We start from the raw sequence: 18,247 nt of genomic DNA, 5'->3' as shown, positions 1-18,247 counted from the left end.
CGCGACGGAGTTTCCGATCCACGGTGCGGCGCGGCCTTCTAGGATGCGTCCATGCCGGAAGCCCAGCCCCGCCCCGAGCCGTTCGTCCAGCAGACCGATCCCGCCGCGCTCGAAGACCTGCGCACGCGGCTCCGCGCGACGCGCTGGCCCGACGCGCCCGAGGACGCCGGGTGGTCGCTGGGGACCGATCTGGCCTACCTCCGTGAACTCGTCGCCTACTGGGCGGAGGACTTCGACTGGCCGGCGCAGGAGGCGACGCTCGCCCGGCTTCCCCGCTTCCGCGTTCCGCTGGGCGGCCTCGGGATCCACTTCGTGCACGCCAGGGCCGCCGCGCCTGCCGGGCAGGCCCTGCCCTTGGTCCTCAGCCATGGATGGCCGGACTCGTTCTGGCGCTACTCGAAGGTCATCCCGCTCCTCACCGACCCGGGCGCGCACGGCGCGGATCCGGCCGACGCGTTCGACGTCGTCGTGCCCGACATTCCTGGTTTCGGATACTCCGACCGGCCCGTCGGGCCGCCCCTCGACTCGATCGCCGTCGCCGGCCTCTGGGCCGAGCTCATGACGGTCCTCGGCTACGAACGGTTCGGCGCGGCGGGCGGGGACGTCGGCAGTCACGTGAGCCGCTTCCTGGGCCTGGACCACCCCGCACGGGTCGTGGCCGTCCACCGTACGGACGGCGGTCTGCCGAGGTTCACCGGCGACCCGGCAGACCTCGCGCCGGAGGAGCGGGCCTGGATCGAGTCCGCCACGGCCTGGGGCGGGACCGAGGGGGCCTACGCCGCGATCCACCGGACGAAGCCTCAGACAGCCGCCTTCGGGCTCCACGACTCACCGGCGGGCCTCGCGGCCTGGATCCTGGAGAAGCTCCGGGCCTGGAGCGACTGCGGCGGTGACGTCGAGCGGAGCTTCACCAAGGACGAGATCCTGACGAACATCACGCTCTACTGGCTGACCGGCACGATCGGCTCGTCCATGCGCATGTACCACGCGAACGCCGCCGTCCCGCCCGCACAGTACGAACGGAGGGTCGAGGTGCCGTCCGGCTTCTCGATCTTCTCCGGCGACGTCGTCCGGCCGCCGCGGGCGTGGCTCGAGCGCACGACGAACATGGTGCGCATGACCGAGCCCCCGCGTGGCGGACACTTCGCGCCGTTCGAGGAGCCCGAGATCTACGCGGAGGAGCTCCGGGCCTTCTTCCGCCCCTACCGCACGGCGGCGGGAGCCTGAGGGCGCCGCCGCCCCGGGGGACCATGTGCCCGTCGGCTCACGCCGTCGTCCCAGTTCTGTGACAGGGCGGGACCGGCCGGCTGAGGCGCCGTAAGTTGTCCTGGCATGAGCCCCCGTATCGCCGTGATCGGCAGTGGCCCCGCCGGCCTTACTTTCGCCCGAGTCCTGCACCGTCATGGCCATCCTGTCACCGTCCTCGAACGCGATCCCGCCGGCGACGCCCGTCCCGCGGGCGGCACGCTGGACCTGCACGAGGGCCTGGGGCAGCTGGCGCTGGAGAAGGTGGGGGTGCTGGAGGAGTTCCAGGCGCTGTCCCGTCCCGAGGGGCAGGCCATGCGCATCCTGGACGTGGACGGGACCGTCCTTCGCGACTGGCAACCTCGTCCGGATGAGCGGGCCAATCCCGAGATCGACCGCGGGCAACTCCGTGACCTGCTGCTCGGGCCTCTGGACGTCCAGTGGGGGCGGGGCGTGACGGAGGTGGTGCCGGTGAGCCGGGACGGCGCGCTGGTCCATTTCGCGGACGGGCGACAGGAGACGTTCGACCTCGTGATCGGTGCCGACGGTGCCTGGTCCCGGGTCCGCCCGGCGGTCTCGTCCGTGACGCCGCAGTACACCGGCGTCACTCTGGTCGAGACCTCCGTGGACGACATCGACACCCGCCACCCCGATCTCGCCCGGCTGGTCGGCGACGGTTCCGTGGCTGTCTACGGAGTGAACCGCGCGCTCGTCGCCCAGCGCAACAGCGGCGGCCACGTCAAGGTGTACGCCCAGTTCCGCGTGGAGCTGGACCGGCGCACGGACGCGGACCGGCTGACGGGTCCGGCCGATGTCGAGGCCGTGCGATCGGAGCTGCTGGCCCGGTTCGACGGCTGGGCCGCTCCCGTCCTCGACCTCCTCCGCCACGGCACCGCTTTCGCCCGCCGCCCCCTCTACGCCCTTCCCGTCTCCCACACCTGGGCCCACGTCCCCGGGGTGACGCTCCTGGGCGACGCCGCTCACCTGATGCCCCCGCTGGGGGCGGGCGCGAACCTCGCGATGCTGGAAGGCGCCGAACTCGGCGAGGCCGTCGCCGCCGCCGGCCCTGGAGATCTGGACGAGGCCGTCCGCGCCTTCGAGGAACAGATGTGGGCACGGGCCGGCAGATGGGCGGCCATCACGACGGCCGGTCTGGACCGCCTCGTGAGTCCGGATCCCTTCGAAGCCCTCGCCCTCTTCGACGAGGTCCAGCCCTCCTGACTGCCGGGCAGATCAGGTTGCGGGGTACGGACTGCCGGTCAGCAGCCGTGCCAGATGGGCCGCGTTGACGGCAAGGGTGCGCGTCGTCGAGGCGACCGCCTCCGGGGGACCGTCCAGGTCCTTGTAGTCCGTGCCCTGCACGGCCTCGAGCCCCACTCCCGGCCGGATGTCGTGGTCGGCCACACGGACCACCTCGCCGCCCACCCCGAGGCTCTCGAACTCGGCCATCACCTGGCCGGCGATGACATGGCTGCTGGAAGGGGTGGGTGAGGAGTGCAGGGTGCAGGCGAAAGCCAGAGCACGCATCGCTGGGAACACTCTCTCGGGCGGGGTTGCACGTCGGGTTCGGCGCCACTTGTCCCCTCCGACTGCCTGATCCACTCGGTAAGGCCGCAGAAATGCCCCGTACGGCACCACGGCTGTACCGGTCGTACCCGCGAGAGCTGGACATCAGAATTCGACGTCCACGGCCTTCCGGATCGACGCGCCCATATTGCGCTCCATCATCTGGAGGGATGCTTTTGCCAGATCCGGATGGATATGGGCGACGGCATCGTCGGGAATCGTCACACTCAGGTGGCGGATGTGGGCGTCGAGGGCGGAATACAGGACGCACTGCTCGGTGACCTGACCACAGAGGACCACACGGCCCACGTCCAGCTGCGACAGAAGGTAGGTGAGCGGCGTCTCGTAGAAGATCGAGTGCCTGGCCTTGACGACGAACAGCGAATCGTCGGCCGGCAGCACGGGCTCCACCAGCTCGCTGTACGGCCCCGACAATGTCGTATCGATGATTTCGCCGTGGTGGGACCGCCACTCCCCGAAATTGTCATTCACGTAGATCACCGGCACAGCCCCGTCACGGGCGCGTTCGATGAGGTCCACGATGCGGGGGAGTGCCTCGCGTACGGAGGGAATGAGGACCTCGGCATCCGGGTGGCTGTATGTGTTGAGCATGTCGATGACGATGAGGGCACTTCGGCTCATGGTTCCTCATTCTCGCCGTGCCAGGTCACGAGGCGCGGCGGCGACACGAGCCGGCGCTTCCGCAGGCTCACCGGGGCCGGGGCGCGGGCGGCCGCTTCCGGCAGACGGCGGCCCTGACGCGCCGAGGGCCTCACTGCCAGCAGAGACAGAACGGATGCCCCGCCGGGTCGGCGTACACGCGGAACCTGCGCTCACCACCCCGGTCGTCCAGGTCGAGGGGTGTCGCACCGAGCGCCAGCACCTCCTCCTGCGCGCGCTCGACATCCGGCACGTCGAAGTCCAGGTGTGCCTGCTGCGAGTTGCGGTCTCCTCGCGGCCACTCCGGCGGCCGGTGGTCGGCCGCCCGCTGGAACGCGATGTGGGCGCCGCCCGGAACGCGCAGGTCGTACCAGTCGTCGTTGTACTTCTTGATCTCACCGCCCAGAACGCCCTGGTAGAAACCGGCCAGGGACCAGGGGTCGCGGCAGTCGAGAGCGACGAGTGTGTACGTGGCGATGGGCATGTGTCCGGTCCTTTCCGTCGTGTCGCGTGTGAACCTCGGTGCCCCGCGCGGTCGCGTCCCAGGGCCCGCACCGTCCGCAAGGTCGGGTCGGCCGGGCCGGGGACGTTCATTCCCGCCTCGATACCCGACCGCAGATACCTGAGCAGGGGCTCGGTGAGCCGTTCGCCGGGGAGGACGGTGGGGGTGCCTGGCGGGTAGGGGGTTATCGTCTCCACGGCGTCGCGTCCCACGGCCTTCTCCACCGGACGTCCTCGGTGGCGGCGAAGTAGGCGTCCCCGGGCAGACACACCTGGTCCGGGAGCAGTTCAACCCCGCTCCGGGGATCTCGACGACGGGCGACGGGACGCATGAACCGCGCCCTTCCCTGGGATCCGTCGGGGCATTCACCGTCAGGGCAGCGGCGTACCGCCGGTCGCGTTCATGATCTCGCCGGTGATGAACGACGCGTTCGAGGACGCGAGGAAGACGTAGGCCGGCGCCATCTCGGCAGGCTGCGCGGGGCGGCCCAGAGGGCTCTGCTTCCCGAACTCCGTCGTGTCGGGCATGGTCGCGGGGATGAGCGGCGTCCAGACCGGCCCAGGGGCGACGGCGTTGACGCGGATTCCGTCGGACGCCAGCATCTGGGCGAGCCCTTGGGTGAAGGTGACGATGGCACCCTTGGTCATGGCGTAGTCCAGCAGATGAGGGCTGGGCTTGTAGGCCTGTACCGAGGTGGTGTTGATGATCGAGCCCCCTGCCGGGATGTGGGGCAGAGCGGTCTTGCACAGCCAGAACATCCCGTACAGGTTGGTACGCACCACCCGGTCGAACTGGGCGGTCGAGATGGCGGCGATGCCCTCGGGCTGAGACATCTGGTAGGCGGCGTTGTTCACCAGGACGTCGATCCTGCCGAACTCCGACACGGCCTCCTCGATGAGGGCCCGGCACTGCTTCTCGTCACGGATGTCGCAGGCGACCGCCACCGCCCTCCGGCCGGCTTCCTCGACGAGCCGGGAGGTCTCCTCCGCTTCGCTCTTCTCGGCGGGCAGGTACGTGAACAGCACGTCCGCCCCTTCCCGCGCGAAGGCCAGGGCAACAGCCCGGCCGATGCCGGAGTCGCCGCCGGTGACGACCGTCCTGCGGTCGAGCAGGAGACCATTGCCCCGGTAGGAGTCCTCCCCATGGTCCGGTGTCGGATCCATCGCGCCGGTCCGGCCTGGATGCTCCTGCTCCTGTTGGGGGAAATCGGGCTGCGGATGGCGCCGTGTCGGGTCCTGCGGCTGTTCGGCGTCTGTCACCGGTGTCTGCCTCTCTCCGTTGACGGCTACGGGTGTGCTGCCATGTGCCGCCGCGTTCCCCGGAGGCGGCTGGTCAATCATCTCGGGCGGATGAACGGCGGGCATGTCGGGCGGAGTGGCCTCGCTGGAACCGCGGAGACTGTAAATTCGAACAATGAGCTCCACCACCGAGCCGCCCCCTCACCCGTCGGGAGGCCGTGGCCGGCTCCTCGCGGTCAGCGATCTCCACGTCGGGATCGCCGACAACCGGCCCATCGCCGACCGGCTGCACCCGACTTCCGACGAGGACTGGCTCATCGTCGCGGGGGACGTGGCCGAACAGGCGGAGGAGGTCGAACGCGCGCTGGGACTGCTCGCGGGCCGATTCGCCCATGTGGTGTGGACTCCCGGGAACCACGAGCTGTGGACCGTGGACAAGGACCCCGTACGGCTGCGTGGCCACGCGCGGTACGAGCACCTCGTCCAGGTGTGCCGCGAGCTCGGCGTGACCACACCCGAGGACCCCTACCCTCTGTGGCAGGGCCCGGAAGGGCCCGTGGCGGTGGCCCCTGTGTTCCTTCTGTACGACTACTCCTTCAGGGCCCCGGGGACGACGACCAAGGAGGAGTCCCTGGCCCGCGCCCACGAGGCGGGCGTCGTCTGCACCGACGAATACCTGCTGCACCCCGACCCCTATCCGACCCGTGACGACTGGTGCCGGGCGCGAGTGGCACTGACCGAGCAGCGGCTGGCCGCGCACGACCCGGATGTACCGCTCGTCATCACGGGGCACTGGCCTCTGCTGCGCGAACCCACCTCCGTGATGTGGTATCCGGAGTTCGCCCAGTGGTGCGGAACGGAACTCACCGCCGACTGGCACCGCCGCTTCAACGTCGCGGCCGTCGTCTACGGACACCTCCACATCCCCCGGACGACCTGGCACGACGGCGTACGGTTCGAGGAGGTCTCGATCGGCTACCCCCGGGAGTGGCGGAAGCGGGGCCACCCGCGCGGGCTGCTGCGGCAGATCCTTCCGTACGACGGAGAGCGGCCCACGGCCGTGAAGGGCGACGCCTCGTGATCGAACGGCTCCTGCCCGCGTACGTCGCGTGCGCGGACACCTACGAGGCGGACGCTCCGGCAGGCAGCCTGTACCCGGAGGAGGCGCGGCTGGTGGCCGCGAGCGTGGACCGGCGCAGGCACGAGTTCGCGGCGGTCCGCGCCTGCGCGCGTCGCGCCATGGCCACCCTGGGGCTGCCTCCGGCCCCTGTGATGACCGGCCATCGCGGGGTGCCGCTGTGGCCGGACGGGATCGTCGGCAGCATGACGCACTGCGTGGGTTATCGCGCGGCGGTACTGGCGAGGGCGTCCGAGGTGCGCGCGGTCGGAATCGACGCCGAGCCCAACGAGCCCCTTCCGGCCGACGTGTGGGAGGCGATCTCACTCCCTTCGGAACGCGCGAGGGTGCCCCTGGACACGGACAGCCCGGCGATCCACTGGGACCGGCTGCTGTTCAGTGCCAAGGAGAGCGTCTTCAAGACGTGGTTCCCGCTCACCCGGATCGAACTCGGCTTCGAGGAGGCGGACATCAGCTTCCGCATGAGCCCGGATACCGCCACCGAAGGCACGTTCGTCGCGAAACTCCTGCTGACGGCGCCCGGGATGCCGAGGTCGTACGAGGGCAGGTGGCTGATCGACGACGGCTTCGCGGTGACCGCGATCGTGCTCCCGGAGAGTGCTTCCGTGTGACGCCGGGCGCGTCCCTTCTCACCGGACCGCGCTGTCGGACCACGGCGCTTCGTCTCCCGGGGAAGTGCCGGGCCAGTCGACGCGGTAGTGCTTCAGCCGGTCGTCCACCGCGACCAGACGCATGCCGGCCGATGCCATGACGCGATGGGATCCGACGTTGTCCAGATCTGCGTCGCCCTTCACGGAACGAACCCCCTTGGACCGGGCGAAGGCCAGCAGCGCTCTGAGCGCCTCGGAGGCGTAGCCCCGGCCGCGTGCCGAGCTGATGAGGCCGTATCCGATGGTGACCTGGCCTGCGGCGTCCGGTCTGCCGTGGAAGGCCACGCCGCCGATCGCCATCCCGTCCGTACGGCGTCGTATCTCGTACGGGCCGAAGGGCTGCGGGTTTCCGGTGCTCGCGCAGGCCGCCAGGAAGCGGCGGGCGCCTGCCCGGTCGCCCTCGTCGGGGTAACCGTACGCCCACCGTGCTCCGTCCGGAGGGGTGTGCGTTTCGCCGGTGTTCACCACCGCTGCCTGCGCGGCGGTCAGTGGATGCAGGGCGAGGCGGGTGGTCATGAGGGTGTCCAGGTCCATGACGCCTGACTATCAGCGGCCGGAAGGCGGGCGCACCCGAGTATTCGCGCCCGGCGGGGGGTAGCGGCGCTATTAACGTCGCTACGGTTCTGAGATAGCGACGCTACTGATTTGGCGTTAGCGTTGTTCCTCTCAGGGTTCGTGGAACCGTCGGCAACTTCTTTGCCACAGGAGCAACGTCATGACCGAGCAGCACACCACCCCCGCACGCAGGGTCGCGCTTGTCACCGGAGGATCGCGTGGTATCGGCCGCGAGAGTGTCGAGCGGCTGGCGGCGGACGGGTTCGCGCTCGTCGTCAACTACGCCGGGAACAAGGCCGAGGCCGAAGCGGCCGTGGCCGCCGTCGTCGCCGCGGGCGGCGAGGCGGTCGCGCACCAGGCGGACGTCGCCGACGAGGTGGCGGTCGCCGGTCTCTTCGACGCCGCCGAGGAGGCCTTCGGGGGAGTCGACGTGGTCGTTCACGCCGCGGGCGTCATGTCGCTCTCCCCGCTGGTCGACCTCGACCTGGACGAGCTGGACCGGATGTACCGCACCAACATCCGTGGGACCTTCGTCGTCGACCAGCAGGCTGCGCTCCGTCTGCGCGCAGGCGGGGCGATCATCAACTTCTCCAGCTCGGTGCTGGCGCTGGCCATTCCCGGATACACCGCCTATGCCGCCACCAAGGGGGCTGTGGAGGCGATGACGCTGATCCTCGCCCGTGAGCTGCGCGGCCGGGACATCACGGTCAACGCCGTCGCCCCCGGACCCACCGCCACCGCGTTGTTCCTGGACGGCAAGGACGAGGAGACCATCGCGAGGATGGCCGCCCAGCCTCCCCTCGAGCGGCTGGGAGCCCCCCAGGACATCGCGGAGGTCGTCGCCTTCCTCGCCGGCCCCGCCCGCTGGGTCAACGGCCAGGTGCTGCGTGCCAACGGCGGAATCGTCTGACCGGGCGGCCGGTCCGGCCACGCCCCGATACGCCGTGGGCCGACGTGCTGACGGGCAGGCCGCGGAGGGCGGGCCGCCCCCCATCATCCGGTACGCCCCGTGCAGCGCTTGATCGCGTCCCTCCGGTGAGTACACGAGCGCGCATCCTCGAAGTCGCGGCCCGGCTGGTCGCGGAGTCCCCCGACGGGGACATCTCCACGCGCGCCGTGTGCGAGGCGGCGCAGGTCGCAGCACCTGCCCTCTACCGGTACTTCGGGGACAAGGAAGGCCTGCTGTCGGCGGTCGTCGACCATGGCTTCGACGCCTATCTGGCGACCAAGCGGGAGCGGGGCGAGACCACCGATCCCGTCGAGGATCTCCGTAACGGCTGGGACAGCCACGTCGATTTCGCTCTCCGGAACCCGAATCTGTACCGGCTGATGAACTCCCCGGCGATGCGGACGCCGCCGGCGGCCGCCTTCGAGTCGCACCGCATCCTGACCCGGGACCTGGAGCGTGCGGCCGAACAGGGAAAGCTGCGGGTAGCTCCAGAACTGGCCACCCAGATGATCATGTCGGCCACGACGGGCGTCGCGCTGATGCTGGTCTCCCGGCCCACGACCTCCCAGGACGCCGGGGTGTCGGAGCGTGTCCGCGACGCCGTGCACGCCGCCGTCTTCACCCCGGACGCGCGAGCGAGCCGGTGGACACCGAAGTCCCCTCCGCCGCCGCCCGGCTGGGCGCCCTGCTGCGCCGGTCGCACGGATCCGGGCTCAGTACGGCTGAATCGGCGCTGATGACCGAATGGCTGGACCGGGTGTCGAACGCAGAAAGGTGACCCGGCCGGGGGAGTGGAGCGTTGCCCCCGGCCGGTCTCGCGTGTCACCCCTGGTTCGGCTGCTCCCGCGCAAGAAGCTCGGGGTCGAGGTCCCCGGTCATCGCCTGGGCCATCCGGAGATGGGGGGCCGCCTCCGCGTGCCGGCCCTGACGCTCGAGGGTGCGCCCGAGCATCAGCCGCGCATAGTCCTCGACAGGACTGCGCTCCAGCACCTCGCGCAGCTCCGCCTCGGCCTTGGCGAGCCTGGCCGAGTGGTAGTAGGAGCGCGCCAGCAGCAGCCGCGGCGCCACCTGCTCCGGTACCTCCTGCACCAGCCCGCCGAGGATCCGAGCCGCGGTCAGGTACTCCTTCGCCTCGAAGAACAGCTGGGCCCGGTCCCAGCGGTCGGCGGGCGTACCGAATTCGTAGTAGGTGTCGTCCACTTCTCCTCCTCGGCCGTAATGTCTTCAGACCTGTCAACACCGCACAGTGGTTGAACATTCCACTAAAATTTCCGCGTGGGGACCGCCGCTCCATGGCCGTACGGGAATAGGTTGTGCGCCATGAGCAATCTCGATCGCCAGGCCGCTCTCTCCGTCTGCGGAGGACGCGGCTTCGTCGTCGCCGAACCGGTACGTGAACTCCTCACCCCGCGCCATGTCCAGCTCGGCGAATCCACCGAGGTGCGCAGACTGCTGCCCAATCTGGGACGCCGCATGGTCGGCGCCTGGGCGTTCGTGGATCACTACGGCCCCGACGACATCGCCGAGGAGCCCGGGATGCAGGTGCCGCCGCACCCCCACATGGGGCTGCAGACGGTCAGCTGGCTGCACGAAGGGGAGGTGCTGCACCGGGACAGCCTGGGCAGTCTTCAGCAGATCCGGCCCCGGGAGCTGGGCCTGATGACCTCCGGCAGAGCCATCAGCCACTCCGAGGAGAGCCCGAAGCCGCACGCCAGGTTTCTGCACGGTGCCCAGCTCTGGGTGGCCCTGCCCGACGCCCACCGGCAGGTCGAGCCGCACTTCCAGCACCACACCGACCTGCCCGTCGTCACAGCGCCGGGCGTCACCGCCACCGTGATCCTGGGTGAGCTCGACGGAGCCGTATCGCCCGGCCGCATCTACACCCCGGTCGTCGGGGCCGATCTGGCCCTGACCACCGGCGCGGAAGCCCGGCTGCCGCTCGATCCCGACTTCGAGTACGCGGTGCTGTCGATGTCCGGCGAGGCCCATGTCGACGGTGTCCCGGTCCTCCCGGGGTCGATGCTCTACCTCGGCTGCGGCCGCACCGAACTGCCGCTGCGAGCCGAGTCGGATGCCGGGCTGATGCTCCTCGGCGGCGAGCCGTTCGAGGAGGAGATCGTCATGTGGTGGAACTTCGTGGCCAGAACCCACGACGATATCAGGCAGGCCCGCGAGGACTGGATGAACGGTGATCGGTTCGGTGCCGTACGTGGCTACGACGGCCCGCCCCTCCCGGCTCCCGCACTGCCCGATGTGCCCCTAAAGCCGCGTGGACGTGTGCGCTGAGCTGGGGGTTCTTACGGGTTCTTGGCTTTCGAGGTGTGCTCAATCATGCCTGTGTCGTACTGCGGGCGGGGGATGCCTGGAAGCGGCTGAGAGCGCCTCAGGGGGGAAGCCTTCCGCTGAACCAGCGTTCCCATCTGCGCCCGCGTCTGACCTTGTGTGCCAGGAACTGATCGATGGGTGGGCTCGAGAGTTCTGCTATCGCGCTGCCGGCACCTTCCTTGCCGGGCGTCGGCCTGCAGCTTCACCAGCCGACCAGATCCATGGACCTCCGAGCGAGCCAGTCCGTGAACGACACGGGCTGACCGCCCAGGTTCAGAGGCAGGATCTGGTCGCAGGTGGCCCGGCCGTCGAACCACAGTGAGCCCCGGTGCGGACCGGTGACAACGAGCAGGGTCGAGAACCCACAGCCGTTGTCCTGGATGAATACAGCGCCGGACGTCTTGCGCTCCTGGAACACCTCGTATTCGGCGTCCCACTGCTCACACGCTGCCTGGTAGGCGTTGTGGTCCGGGAAGTCCTCCGCCACTGGCTCGCGTGCGTCCAGCTCGTCCTCGTAAGCGCCGTAGGAGTCGGGATGCGGGAAGGCAGTGGTGAGCAGGTCGTAGTTGGTGTCCGAGTCCCCCTGCCAGCCCCAACCTGCCGGGGAACGGCGTAGGCGGTTCACCGCGCCGCCGGCGTCCTGCCGGAGCAAGTACGCGCGGTACTGGTCCGGGAATGCGATGCCCAGCTCCGCCTCCGCTTCGCAGATCTCGGCTTCGGACAGCGGCGCCGCCGGGCGGGCACCCTGCCGCGAGGGGGGAGAGCTGAGCTCGTCAAAGCGCCGCCCCCGGGCTATGCGTTGTGCTTCCGCTATCCAGTCCGTCGCCATACGGGTGAGGTTAGACCGCGGTAGGTCATGCAGAACGAACTGCCGCTCCCCTTACATCTCGAAGGGCCTGAAACCGCCACCGGAGAGCGGAGGTGAACAGGACGGAGATGAGGAGGAGGGGCGATGGAGCTCGTCGTTCTGCTGGTGCTGGTTGTGCTGGCACCGTCTGTGAAGAAGCTGGTCAAGAGCCTGGCTGCCCGTCATCGTGCTGAGGGGGAAGCAACTTTGATCCGGGCCCAGGGGTGGGCCGACAGTTCTCGGGCCCTTGCCAAGGCCGAGATCGTACGAGCGAAGGCAGCGGAAGTACCGCGGACGAGGAGCGTTGTCGTCCATCCTTTGAACCATCGCGAAGGAGCCGGCAAGCGACGGGGGAAGAAGCGCCGTGGTTGAACCGCGCCGGAGGGCAGCAGCCGCGCTAGCTGCGATGTACGTGGACAAGGAGAGAGATCTCTTCGCTCACGCTCGTCGGTGTCTTGCGCAAGAGAGCATTCCCGAGTCTCGGCTGGGGGCCGAGGACCTGGTGCAGGAGGCGATGGCCGTCACCTTGGCCAACTGCTCCAAGCAGCCGATCGACAACCTCGCCGGTTACGTGTACAAGGTCATCTCGAACAAGGTCCGCGACGAGAGCCGGCGGATCGGAGTGGCTCAGCCGATCGACACGACCCTCCACTCCGTGGATCAGAACCGCTTCATCCACGTCTCCGCTCTCGAAGAGGTCGGGCAGGACGACGCCGCAGGCTACCTCGATCTTGAGGAGGCTCTGCTGACCCTGCCGAAACAGCAGCAGCGCATGGTCATGCTCGCCAAGGGGTTCGACTACACCCATGCCGAGATCGCCGGCATCACAGGTGTTCACAGGGGGACGGTCGCCCAGCACGTCAGGCGGGGGACACGTGCGCTGACTCTCCTCCTCACCGGCACGGCAGGCAGCCTGGCCTTCGCGCTCGTCACCTGCTTCGCGTCCTTCGGCGGAGGCGAGCTCATTCCTGCCAGCAGTCCCGAGATCAGGGCTGCCGTTCGACGGTTTGATGGGTACTCGCCGTGGGCTACGACTCTCTCGGTACTGGTCCTGAGCGCCCTGCTGGGACTCGTCTGGACCATCAGGAGGGCCACCATTCGCAGGGCCGAGGCCAGGAATGCACACCTGCTTCGGATCGTCCGGCAGATGGAGGAAGTGCAGAGGTACGGAGGCGCACTCAGCAACCTGGGTCGCGAACCTACGGACGAAGAGTTCGCGAGGGAACTGGATGTCGTGCCGGAACTCATCGTGGAGGCCAGGCTCTACGTCAGCCACGAGCTCAAGGACGTCAACGGCAGAGGCGTAGACATTCGGACATGGACCAAACTCCATGACCCCAAGACTCACAGGGGATGACTTCGAAAAAATCTGGCCGACGCGTCATGCAGACCACGCTTCTGCTCCCCTGACCCCTGTGGGCCTTCACGACAGCAGTGCTCTGCTCGAGCCACCTGGATACCGCACCGGCCTCGTGCATCCTGCTCCCGCTGGCGCCCTCCTGGGCCGACCTGTGCGTGCCGGTGATCTGGCTGTCGGGCGCAGAGTAGATGTCAGTGAGGCGCAGAGTTCTGTCAGTGGCCCCGCGGCGCGTACATGATCACGGCCATGCCCGCGAGGCAGACCAGGGCGCCGGTGATGTCGTACCGGTCGGGACGGTAGCCGTCGGCGACCATGCCCCAGGCGATCGACCCGGCGACGAAAATCCCGCCGTACGCGGCGAGGATGCGCCCGAAGTTGTCGTCGGACTGGAAGGTCGCCACCACGCCGTAGAGGCCCAGCGCGATGACGCCTGCGCCCATCCAGATCCAGCCCTTGTGCTCGCGGATGCCCTGCCAGACGAGCCAGGCGCCGCCGATCTCGAAGAGGGCGGCGGCGACGAACAGGGCAACGGAACGAGCGACGGTCATACCGGCCGACCCTACCGACGGTCCGCGCCGCTGATCTTCAGCGGGTCACCGGACGCCTTGCAACCGCACCCGTCCCCACCAGCAGCCTTCGGCCCGCAGGCGCAGGAGCGGCGGCGCTGGCCGAACCACCAGGTTCCGGCTGCGAGCACGACCAGGACGGCGGCGAGGGCGGGCAACCAGCCCACCACCGCCCCGGCACCGGCGCCCACGACACCCGCCGCGATCAGGACGGGCAGCGCGCAGCACGCCACGCAGGCCAGGGCGGCAAGGCCCCCGAGCGCCTTCGGGGCGCGATGGGGGCGGGGGTCAGCAGCAGGGGCCGGCATGGCGGTTCTCCTCGGCGAGGTCGGTGAAGGGGATGGGGCAGCAGGCACTGCCGGCGCAGGCGGTCAGGTCGTCGCAGCCAGCCGCGAGGGCGTCGGCCAGCGCGGTGCGGATGGTGGTCAGGTCGGCGATCTTCGCGTCGACTTCGGCGAGCTTGGTCTTCGCGCGTTCTTGAAGACCGGAGACCGGGCGGCCGTGGCGGTGGCGGCCGGTTTCCAGCAACTCGGCGACCTCGTCCAGCGTGAAACCCAGGCGCTGGGCCGCTTTGATCACGCGCAGCGCGGTCACCGCGTCGTCGCCGTACAGGCGGTGGCCACCGGTGCTGCGCTGCGGCTCGGCCAGCAGTCCGCGGCGTTCGTAGTAGCGCAGGGTCTGGATGTTCACCCCGGCCGCCTCGGCGACCTGACCGCTGCGCAGGCCCTCGCTCACGGCCGTTCCCCGGGTCCGGCGAAGGTGTCGACCCGGTTGGCGAGTGCGCTCAGGACCGGCTCGTGCGCCTGGTCCACCGCGATGTCCAGGTGCACCCGAGCCTCACCGGCGGTGGTGGTGAAGGTGAAGAACGAGCAGCAGCCGCTTTCTCGCTCGGCCAGGTCACGGACCCGCTCCTCCAACCCGGCGCCGCCGGCCAGCTCCAGGCGCAGGCGCAGCGGTCCCGGCCGGGACATCTCTGTCAGCTGCTCGGTGAACAGCGCGTCCCACTCCGCCACCCGCAAGGGCCGCTCCGTCGTCGGCAGGGTGCAGGACTGCGGCACCCATTCCAGGTCACTCATCACGCTCACTCCCGTCACCACGTCCCCGAACGGTGGAAGGCGGGGACATCTCCGACGGTAAACCTGTACCTGGGTACCGGATGCAACCCGAGGGGTGGGCAGCAGTCCTGGCCGCCCACCCCTGCAAGCCTGCCGGGGGCCCGGAGACCCGGCGTCAGTTGCAGCAGTCGCAGCCGGGGCGGCAGCCGCAGGCGTCCGTCTCATGTCGCTGGGCGGAGATGGCGACGGCCGGGGCCGCGCAGCAGCCCTTGCCCTGCCAGGCGTCGCGGCCTTCCTTGACCGCGATGGCGGCGATGACCAGGGCGGCGCTCGGGTCGGCCCACGACCAGCCGAGGGTGGCGTTGAGGACCAGGCCCACCAGCAGGACGGCGGACAGGTAGGTGCACAGCAGGGTCTGCTTGGAGTCGGCGACGGCGCTGGCGGAGCCGATTTCGCGTCCGGCCTTGCGCTGGGCGGCGGACAGGAACGGCATCACGGCCAAGGAGAGGGCGGCGATCACGATGCCGGGGACGGAGCGTTCGGCCTCCCCGGTGCCGGCCAGCGCACGGACCGCATCGACGCTCACATACGCAGCGAGCACGAAGAACGACACCGCGATGATCCGCAGGGTGGTCTTCTCCCGGGCCTCGCGCACGGCGTGCTCGCGGGCGGAGAACTGCCAGGCGACCGCGGCGGCGGAGGACACCTCGATGACGGAGTCCAGGCCGAAGCCGATCAGCGCCGTGGAGGAGGCGATCGTCCCGGCGGTGATCGCGACGACCGCCTCGATGACGTTGTAGGTGATGGTCGCGGCGACGAGGAGCCGTATGCGGCGGGCGAGCACCTCGCGGCGGGCCGGGGAGGGCCCGAGGGATATCGCGGTCATCTCAGCAGCAGCCCTTCGTCTCCGCGTCGGGGCAGGACTTGTCCGCCTCGACCGCCACCACGGCGTTGCGCAGGTCGTCGAGAGCGTGCCCGAGGCGTTCGTCGGCCAGCTCGTAGCGAGTCCGGCGCCCGACGGGGACGGCGACGACCAGGCCGCAGTCGCGCAGGCAGGCCAAGTGGTTGGACAGCCGGGTGCGGGAAATCCCGAGGGCGTCGGCAAGGTCGGAAGGGTGGGCCGGGGCCTCGCGCAGCGCGAGCAGGAGCCGGCAGCGGATGGGGTCGGCGAGCGCGCGGCCGAAGCGGGCCAGCACCTCGATGTCGGAAGCAACAGTCAGCACCCACCCGACAGTACAGATAACAATGAATTCAGGGAATCCTGAACTGTTGAGGTGGTGGTGGACTGGTCAGGGGGCGGCCCGGACGGAGCCCGACGCCGTGGCGGCGGCTTCGTCGTACGCGGCCAGTGTCCGGTACAGGGTGGAGCGGGCCGACGCCGTGGTGCGCGGCGATGGCGTGACGGACTCCTTCGCGTCGCGGCGGGCGAGGGCGACGGCGAGCAGGTCGCCGTCGACGGCCGGCGGGCGGCCGCCGTGCTTGCCGTTCGCCGCGGCGGTGTCCAGCCTGACGAGCGTCCGTTCGTGGATGAACTCCCGCTCGACCTCCGCCATCGCGGCGAAGACCACGAAGAGGACCTTGCCCGCGCCGTGCGGGTCGTAGATGCCGGCGAGGGGGCCTGTGCGGATCTCCAGGCGGTGGCCGCGCTCGGCGAGGTCCTGCGCGCTGGTGATGAGCTCGACCATGTTGCGGCCCAGGCGGTCGAGCATGGTGACGGTGAGGGTGTCGGCCGGGCGGAGGTCGCCGAGGGCGGCGTTGTACTCGGGCCGGATCTTCTCCCGGGTGCCGACCTTCTCGACGTAGATGCGGACGCACTCGGCTTCCTTCAGCGCGCGGACCTGTCCGGCGAGGTCCTGGCCCTTGCTGGACACCCGGGCGTAGCCGATCCGGTCGCCGGTACGCTCCAGCGCGGCGAGCAGGCCCGGGTCGGGCTCGGGGCCAGCGGCCCGAGCTGATTGCAGGGCGGGCGCCCTGTTTCTGGTGAGCTGGAGGTCGTATGGGCCTGGACAAGCGGCGGGTACAGACGGCGGTGACCGGCGCCCCCGATTCGGAGTCGCCGGTTGTTCTGCCCATGGAGGCCATCGAGGTCGACGAGTTCAGGCGCCAACATGCTGGCGAGCTGGCGAGACCTACTGGTGCGGCCTCTGGCTGGGCGGTTGCGGGCAGCAGCTCACTACCCGACTTTGTACCAGCCGGGCCTGCCACTTTGCTCATCACCCGCACGCCAGCATCGCGTCCAAGTGCAGGCGCACGGCCTCAGGGGTGGCCAGCGCAGACCACCTATACATCAAACAAAACCTGCTCCGCTGGCTCGCTGACCAGGACAATCCCACCACCGCCGAGATCGAGCGAGCGGCGGACGGCACGGTAGCCGGCTCCGTCCGGTTCACCCCACAGGACGGAACCGGGCTTCGGGTACTGCTCTCCGACGACCACCGCCACCAGCTCGGCGACCAGAACATCCCCCACGTCCTGATCGCAGAGAACATGGCAGAGCACCTGGACAGCCCCCTGCTCCGCCACGGGTACGTCAACCTCGTCCGCTGCGTCCCCGACGGCACCCGCCGACGCCCTCAGATCGGCACCAAAACCTACGGGGGCACGACCTGGTACGAGCTGACCGAATGCGAACTCACCCCCGACGGCCTCACCACCCCCGGCGTCGAAGAAGTCCACCGCCAACGCGCCTCACGGCGCCTCCTCGGCCAACGCTCCGCCGCACAATCCGCACCGCAGACCGCCGCACCCGTCATCGGCGGCGCAGTCAACGATCCCCAGGGCTACGACCGGGCCACCGCCATGCGCGAACTCGAGGAAGCCACCACAGCCGGCCGCAGCGTCACACGCATCCGCCTGTGCCCGGACCGCGCAGAAGCGGCCACCCGCCAGGGCGCAACCCTGGAAGAGAACGAACTCATGCGCGCCGCCAGCGACACCCTCCTGCGCCTGGAACGCGGAGTCGGCCTCCGCCCTAGCCCAGCACCCAAGCGATCAACACCGAAACTGCGCCGTGTACAGACCCGAACCGGCCCCGTCCGGCCCCTCGAACCTCGGTTGCGCAGCGGCCCCGTAAGCGCCGGACTGCCGGCCCCACGCCGCACCAGCCCCGACAGCACTGCCCCGAGACCGAAGAAGGCGCCGCCACCCGCTGAACGACTTGACGCCCTGACCGAGCAGGAGAAGGCACATGCTGCACGGCTGAAGATCGGGGCAGCCGCTATGCCCAAGCTCCCGCCGGGAGACCAAGCTGAGCTGCTGTACCAGGTCGACCGCGAGACAGCCAAGGACGAGCCATTGCTGTCGACGACCCTCGCCGTCTCCGACCCAACGATCATTCCGGCATTTAGAACGGCCGCTGCACGCCTCGGGATCGATCTCCCGGATCATCTCGAAGACCTCCGAGACGTCCTTGAGGCCGACGTAGAAACGCTGCATGCTCTGTGGCGACACCGCTAGGCAGCCGCCCAGCCAGGGCCGCGCGATCACCGCACCCCACCTCGTCGCCCTCGTCCGCAACGGCGCCCGCTTCAAGAACGGTCACCTCGTCGAACGCCCCGAAGTCACCGCAGCCTGAACAACCCCACTGATCCA

General features: G+C 69.6%; 24 protein-coding genes and 2 pseudogenes. 11 read left to right on the top strand and 15 right to left on the bottom strand.

What is annotated here, in order from left to right; all coding sequences use genetic code 11:
- Positions 1 to 51 precede the first annotated feature (51 nt).
- Both ACIBCU_RS23280 and ACIBCU_RS23275 read left to right on the top strand, forming a co-directional pair.
- Positions 52 to 1,227: an epoxide hydrolase family protein gene (locus ACIBCU_RS23280; protein ID WP_362936954.1), complete on the top strand. Its 1,176-nt coding sequence runs from the start codon at positions 52 to 54 to the stop codon at positions 1,225 to 1,227.
- Between the two features lie 105 nt (positions 1,228 to 1,332).
- The gene (locus tag ACIBCU_RS23275; protein WP_399233599.1) at positions 1,333 to 2,466 is read left to right on the top strand and encodes an FAD-dependent oxidoreductase; all 1,134 of its coding nucleotides are present in this window, start codon (positions 1,333 to 1,335) and stop codon (positions 2,464 to 2,466) included.
- Positions 2,467 to 2,478: 12 nt separating this feature from the next.
- Here the strand turns inward: ACIBCU_RS23275 and ACIBCU_RS23270 are convergent, their stop codons facing one another.
- The 5 genes and pseudogenes from ACIBCU_RS23270 to ACIBCU_RS23250 all read right to left on the bottom strand — a co-directional run bounded on the left by ACIBCU_RS23270 (position 2,479) and on the right by ACIBCU_RS23250 (position 5,232).
- Positions 2,479 to 2,772 (bottom strand): hypothetical protein, encoded by a 294-nt coding sequence (locus ACIBCU_RS23270; RefSeq protein WP_399233597.1) that lies wholly within the window; start codon positions 2,770 to 2,772, stop codon positions 2,479 to 2,481.
- Between the two features lie 144 nt (positions 2,773 to 2,916).
- Complete coding sequence (locus ACIBCU_RS23265; protein WP_362936945.1) at positions 2,917 to 3,453, bottom strand: isochorismatase family cysteine hydrolase; 537 nt, start codon at positions 3,451 to 3,453, stop codon at positions 2,917 to 2,919.
- A 130-nt stretch (positions 3,454 to 3,583) separates the two neighbouring features.
- A complete protein-coding gene (locus tag ACIBCU_RS23260) occupies positions 3,584 to 3,955 on the bottom strand; it encodes a VOC family protein (RefSeq protein WP_362936942.1) in 372 nt (123 codons plus the stop codon).
- A gap of 155 nt (positions 3,956 to 4,110) precedes the next feature.
- A pseudogene (locus ACIBCU_RS23255) lies at positions 4,111 to 4,170 on the bottom strand (hypothetical protein); the annotation flags it as partial.
- Positions 4,171 to 4,344: 174 nt separating this feature from the next.
- Complete coding sequence (locus tag ACIBCU_RS23250; RefSeq protein WP_362936939.1) at positions 4,345 to 5,232, bottom strand: SDR family oxidoreductase; 888 nt, start codon at positions 5,230 to 5,232, stop codon at positions 4,345 to 4,347.
- Between the two features lie 154 nt (positions 5,233 to 5,386).
- On the opposite strand from ACIBCU_RS23250, the gene ACIBCU_RS23245 reads away from it, so the two are divergent.
- Complete coding sequence (locus tag ACIBCU_RS23245; RefSeq protein WP_399233594.1) at positions 5,387 to 6,292, top strand: metallophosphoesterase family protein; 906 nt, start codon at positions 5,387 to 5,389, stop codon at positions 6,290 to 6,292.
- On the top strand, positions 6,289 to 6,960 hold the full coding sequence (locus tag ACIBCU_RS23240) for a 4'-phosphopantetheinyl transferase superfamily protein (RefSeq protein WP_362936934.1): 672 nt from the start codon (positions 6,289 to 6,291) through the stop codon (positions 6,958 to 6,960). The genes ACIBCU_RS23245 and ACIBCU_RS23240 overlap by 4 nt, the downstream gene beginning before the upstream one ends.
- Positions 6,961 to 6,978: 18 nt before the next feature.
- On the opposite strand, the gene ACIBCU_RS23235 is transcribed toward ACIBCU_RS23240, so the two are convergent.
- Positions 6,979 to 7,533, bottom strand: a complete 555-nt coding sequence (locus ACIBCU_RS23235) for a GNAT family N-acetyltransferase (protein WP_399233591.1) — start codon at positions 7,531 to 7,533, stop codon at positions 6,979 to 6,981.
- A 181-nt stretch (positions 7,534 to 7,714) separates the two neighbouring features.
- Here ACIBCU_RS23235 and ACIBCU_RS23230 point away from each other — a divergent pair, with 181 nt between their 5' ends.
- Together ACIBCU_RS23230 and ACIBCU_RS23225 are read left to right on the top strand one after the other, a co-directional pair.
- A complete protein-coding gene (locus ACIBCU_RS23230) occupies positions 7,715 to 8,464 on the top strand; it encodes an SDR family oxidoreductase (RefSeq protein ID WP_399233589.1) in 750 nt (249 codons plus the stop codon).
- Between the two features lie 125 nt (positions 8,465 to 8,589).
- Positions 8,590 to 9,281 (top strand): annotated as a pseudogene (locus ACIBCU_RS23225) (TetR/AcrR family transcriptional regulator).
- 44 nt (positions 9,282 to 9,325) lie between these two features.
- On the opposite strand, the gene ACIBCU_RS23220 reads toward ACIBCU_RS23225, so the two are convergent.
- Positions 9,326 to 9,703, bottom strand: coding sequence for a tetratricopeptide repeat protein (locus tag ACIBCU_RS23220; RefSeq protein WP_362936928.1), 378 nt, complete (start codon positions 9,701 to 9,703; stop codon positions 9,326 to 9,328).
- 120 nt (positions 9,704 to 9,823) lie between these two features.
- On the opposite strand from ACIBCU_RS23220, the gene ACIBCU_RS23215 reads away from it, so the two are divergent.
- Positions 9,824 to 10,789, top strand: coding sequence for a pirin family protein (locus ACIBCU_RS23215; RefSeq protein WP_362936925.1), 966 nt, complete (start codon positions 9,824 to 9,826; stop codon positions 10,787 to 10,789).
- A 241-nt stretch (positions 10,790 to 11,030) separates the two neighbouring features.
- Here the strand turns inward: ACIBCU_RS23215 and ACIBCU_RS23210 are convergent, their stop codons facing one another.
- On the bottom strand, positions 11,031 to 11,657 hold the full coding sequence (locus ACIBCU_RS23210; protein ID WP_399233586.1) for an SMI1/KNR4 family protein: 627 nt from the start codon (positions 11,655 to 11,657) through the stop codon (positions 11,031 to 11,033).
- 123 nt (positions 11,658 to 11,780) lie between these two features.
- On the opposite strand from ACIBCU_RS23210, the gene ACIBCU_RS23205 reads away from it, so the two are divergent.
- Entirely contained in the window at positions 11,781 to 12,047 is a 267-nt protein-coding gene (locus tag ACIBCU_RS23205) for a hypothetical protein (RefSeq protein ID WP_362936919.1), read from the top strand.
- Positions 12,040 to 13,032 (top strand): sigma-70 family RNA polymerase sigma factor, encoded by a 993-nt coding sequence (locus ACIBCU_RS23200; protein WP_399233583.1) that lies wholly within the window; start codon positions 12,040 to 12,042, stop codon positions 13,030 to 13,032. Before ACIBCU_RS23205 ends, ACIBCU_RS23200 begins: the two co-directional genes overlap by 8 nt.
- A gap of 215 nt (positions 13,033 to 13,247) precedes the next feature.
- Here ACIBCU_RS23200 and ACIBCU_RS23195 read toward each other — a convergent pair whose 3' ends face one another.
- The 7 genes from ACIBCU_RS23195 to ACIBCU_RS23165 form a co-directional block, all read right to left on the bottom strand.
- A complete protein-coding gene (locus ACIBCU_RS23195; protein WP_362936913.1) occupies positions 13,248 to 13,583 on the bottom strand; it encodes a YnfA family protein in 336 nt (111 codons plus the stop codon).
- Between the two features lie 11 nt (positions 13,584 to 13,594).
- A complete protein-coding gene (locus ACIBCU_RS23190) occupies positions 13,595 to 13,909 on the bottom strand; it encodes a hypothetical protein (RefSeq protein WP_399233581.1) in 315 nt (104 codons plus the stop codon).
- Positions 13,890 to 14,336 (bottom strand): MerR family transcriptional regulator, encoded by a 447-nt coding sequence (locus ACIBCU_RS23185; RefSeq protein WP_362936907.1) that lies wholly within the window; start codon positions 14,334 to 14,336, stop codon positions 13,890 to 13,892. The genes ACIBCU_RS23190 and ACIBCU_RS23185 overlap by 20 nt, the downstream gene beginning before the upstream one ends.
- On the bottom strand, positions 14,333 to 14,677 hold the full coding sequence (locus ACIBCU_RS23180) for a hypothetical protein (protein ID WP_362936904.1): 345 nt from the start codon (positions 14,675 to 14,677) through the stop codon (positions 14,333 to 14,335). Before ACIBCU_RS23180 ends, ACIBCU_RS23185 begins: the two co-directional genes overlap by 4 nt.
- A gap of 154 nt (positions 14,678 to 14,831) precedes the next feature.
- Positions 14,832 to 15,542 (bottom strand): cation transporter, encoded by a 711-nt coding sequence (locus tag ACIBCU_RS23175; protein ID WP_362936901.1) that lies wholly within the window; start codon positions 15,540 to 15,542, stop codon positions 14,832 to 14,834.
- Position 15,543: 1 nt separating this feature from the next.
- The gene (locus ACIBCU_RS23170) at positions 15,544 to 15,879 is read right to left on the bottom strand and encodes an ArsR/SmtB family transcription factor (protein ID WP_399233578.1); all 336 of its coding nucleotides are present in this window, start codon (positions 15,877 to 15,879) and stop codon (positions 15,544 to 15,546) included.
- Positions 15,880 to 15,945: 66 nt separating this feature from the next.
- On the bottom strand, positions 15,946 to 16,542 hold the full coding sequence (locus ACIBCU_RS23165; protein WP_399233915.1) for a recombinase family protein: 597 nt from the start codon (positions 16,540 to 16,542) through the stop codon (positions 15,946 to 15,948).
- Positions 16,543 to 16,636: 94 nt separating this feature from the next.
- On the opposite strand from ACIBCU_RS23165, the gene ACIBCU_RS23160 reads away from it, so the two are divergent.
- Positions 16,637 to 18,112 carry a competence protein CoiA family protein gene (locus ACIBCU_RS23160; protein WP_399233576.1) on the top strand — a complete coding sequence of 492 codons (1,476 nt, stop codon included), beginning with the start codon at positions 16,637 to 16,639 and terminating at the stop codon, positions 18,110 to 18,112.
- Complete coding sequence (locus ACIBCU_RS23155; protein ID WP_399233574.1) at positions 18,090 to 18,230, top strand: hypothetical protein; 141 nt, start codon at positions 18,090 to 18,092, stop codon at positions 18,228 to 18,230. The genes ACIBCU_RS23160 and ACIBCU_RS23155 overlap by 23 nt, the downstream gene beginning before the upstream one ends.
- Positions 18,231 to 18,247: the final 17 nt, after the last annotated feature.

It is taken from the genome of Streptomyces sp. NPDC051064 (assembly GCF_044455985.1).
Lineage (GTDB): Bacteria > Actinomycetota > Actinomycetes > Streptomycetales > Streptomycetaceae > Streptomyces.
Note: the sequence above shows the minus strand (reverse complement) of the source record. Positions and strands in the feature narration are given on the sequence as shown.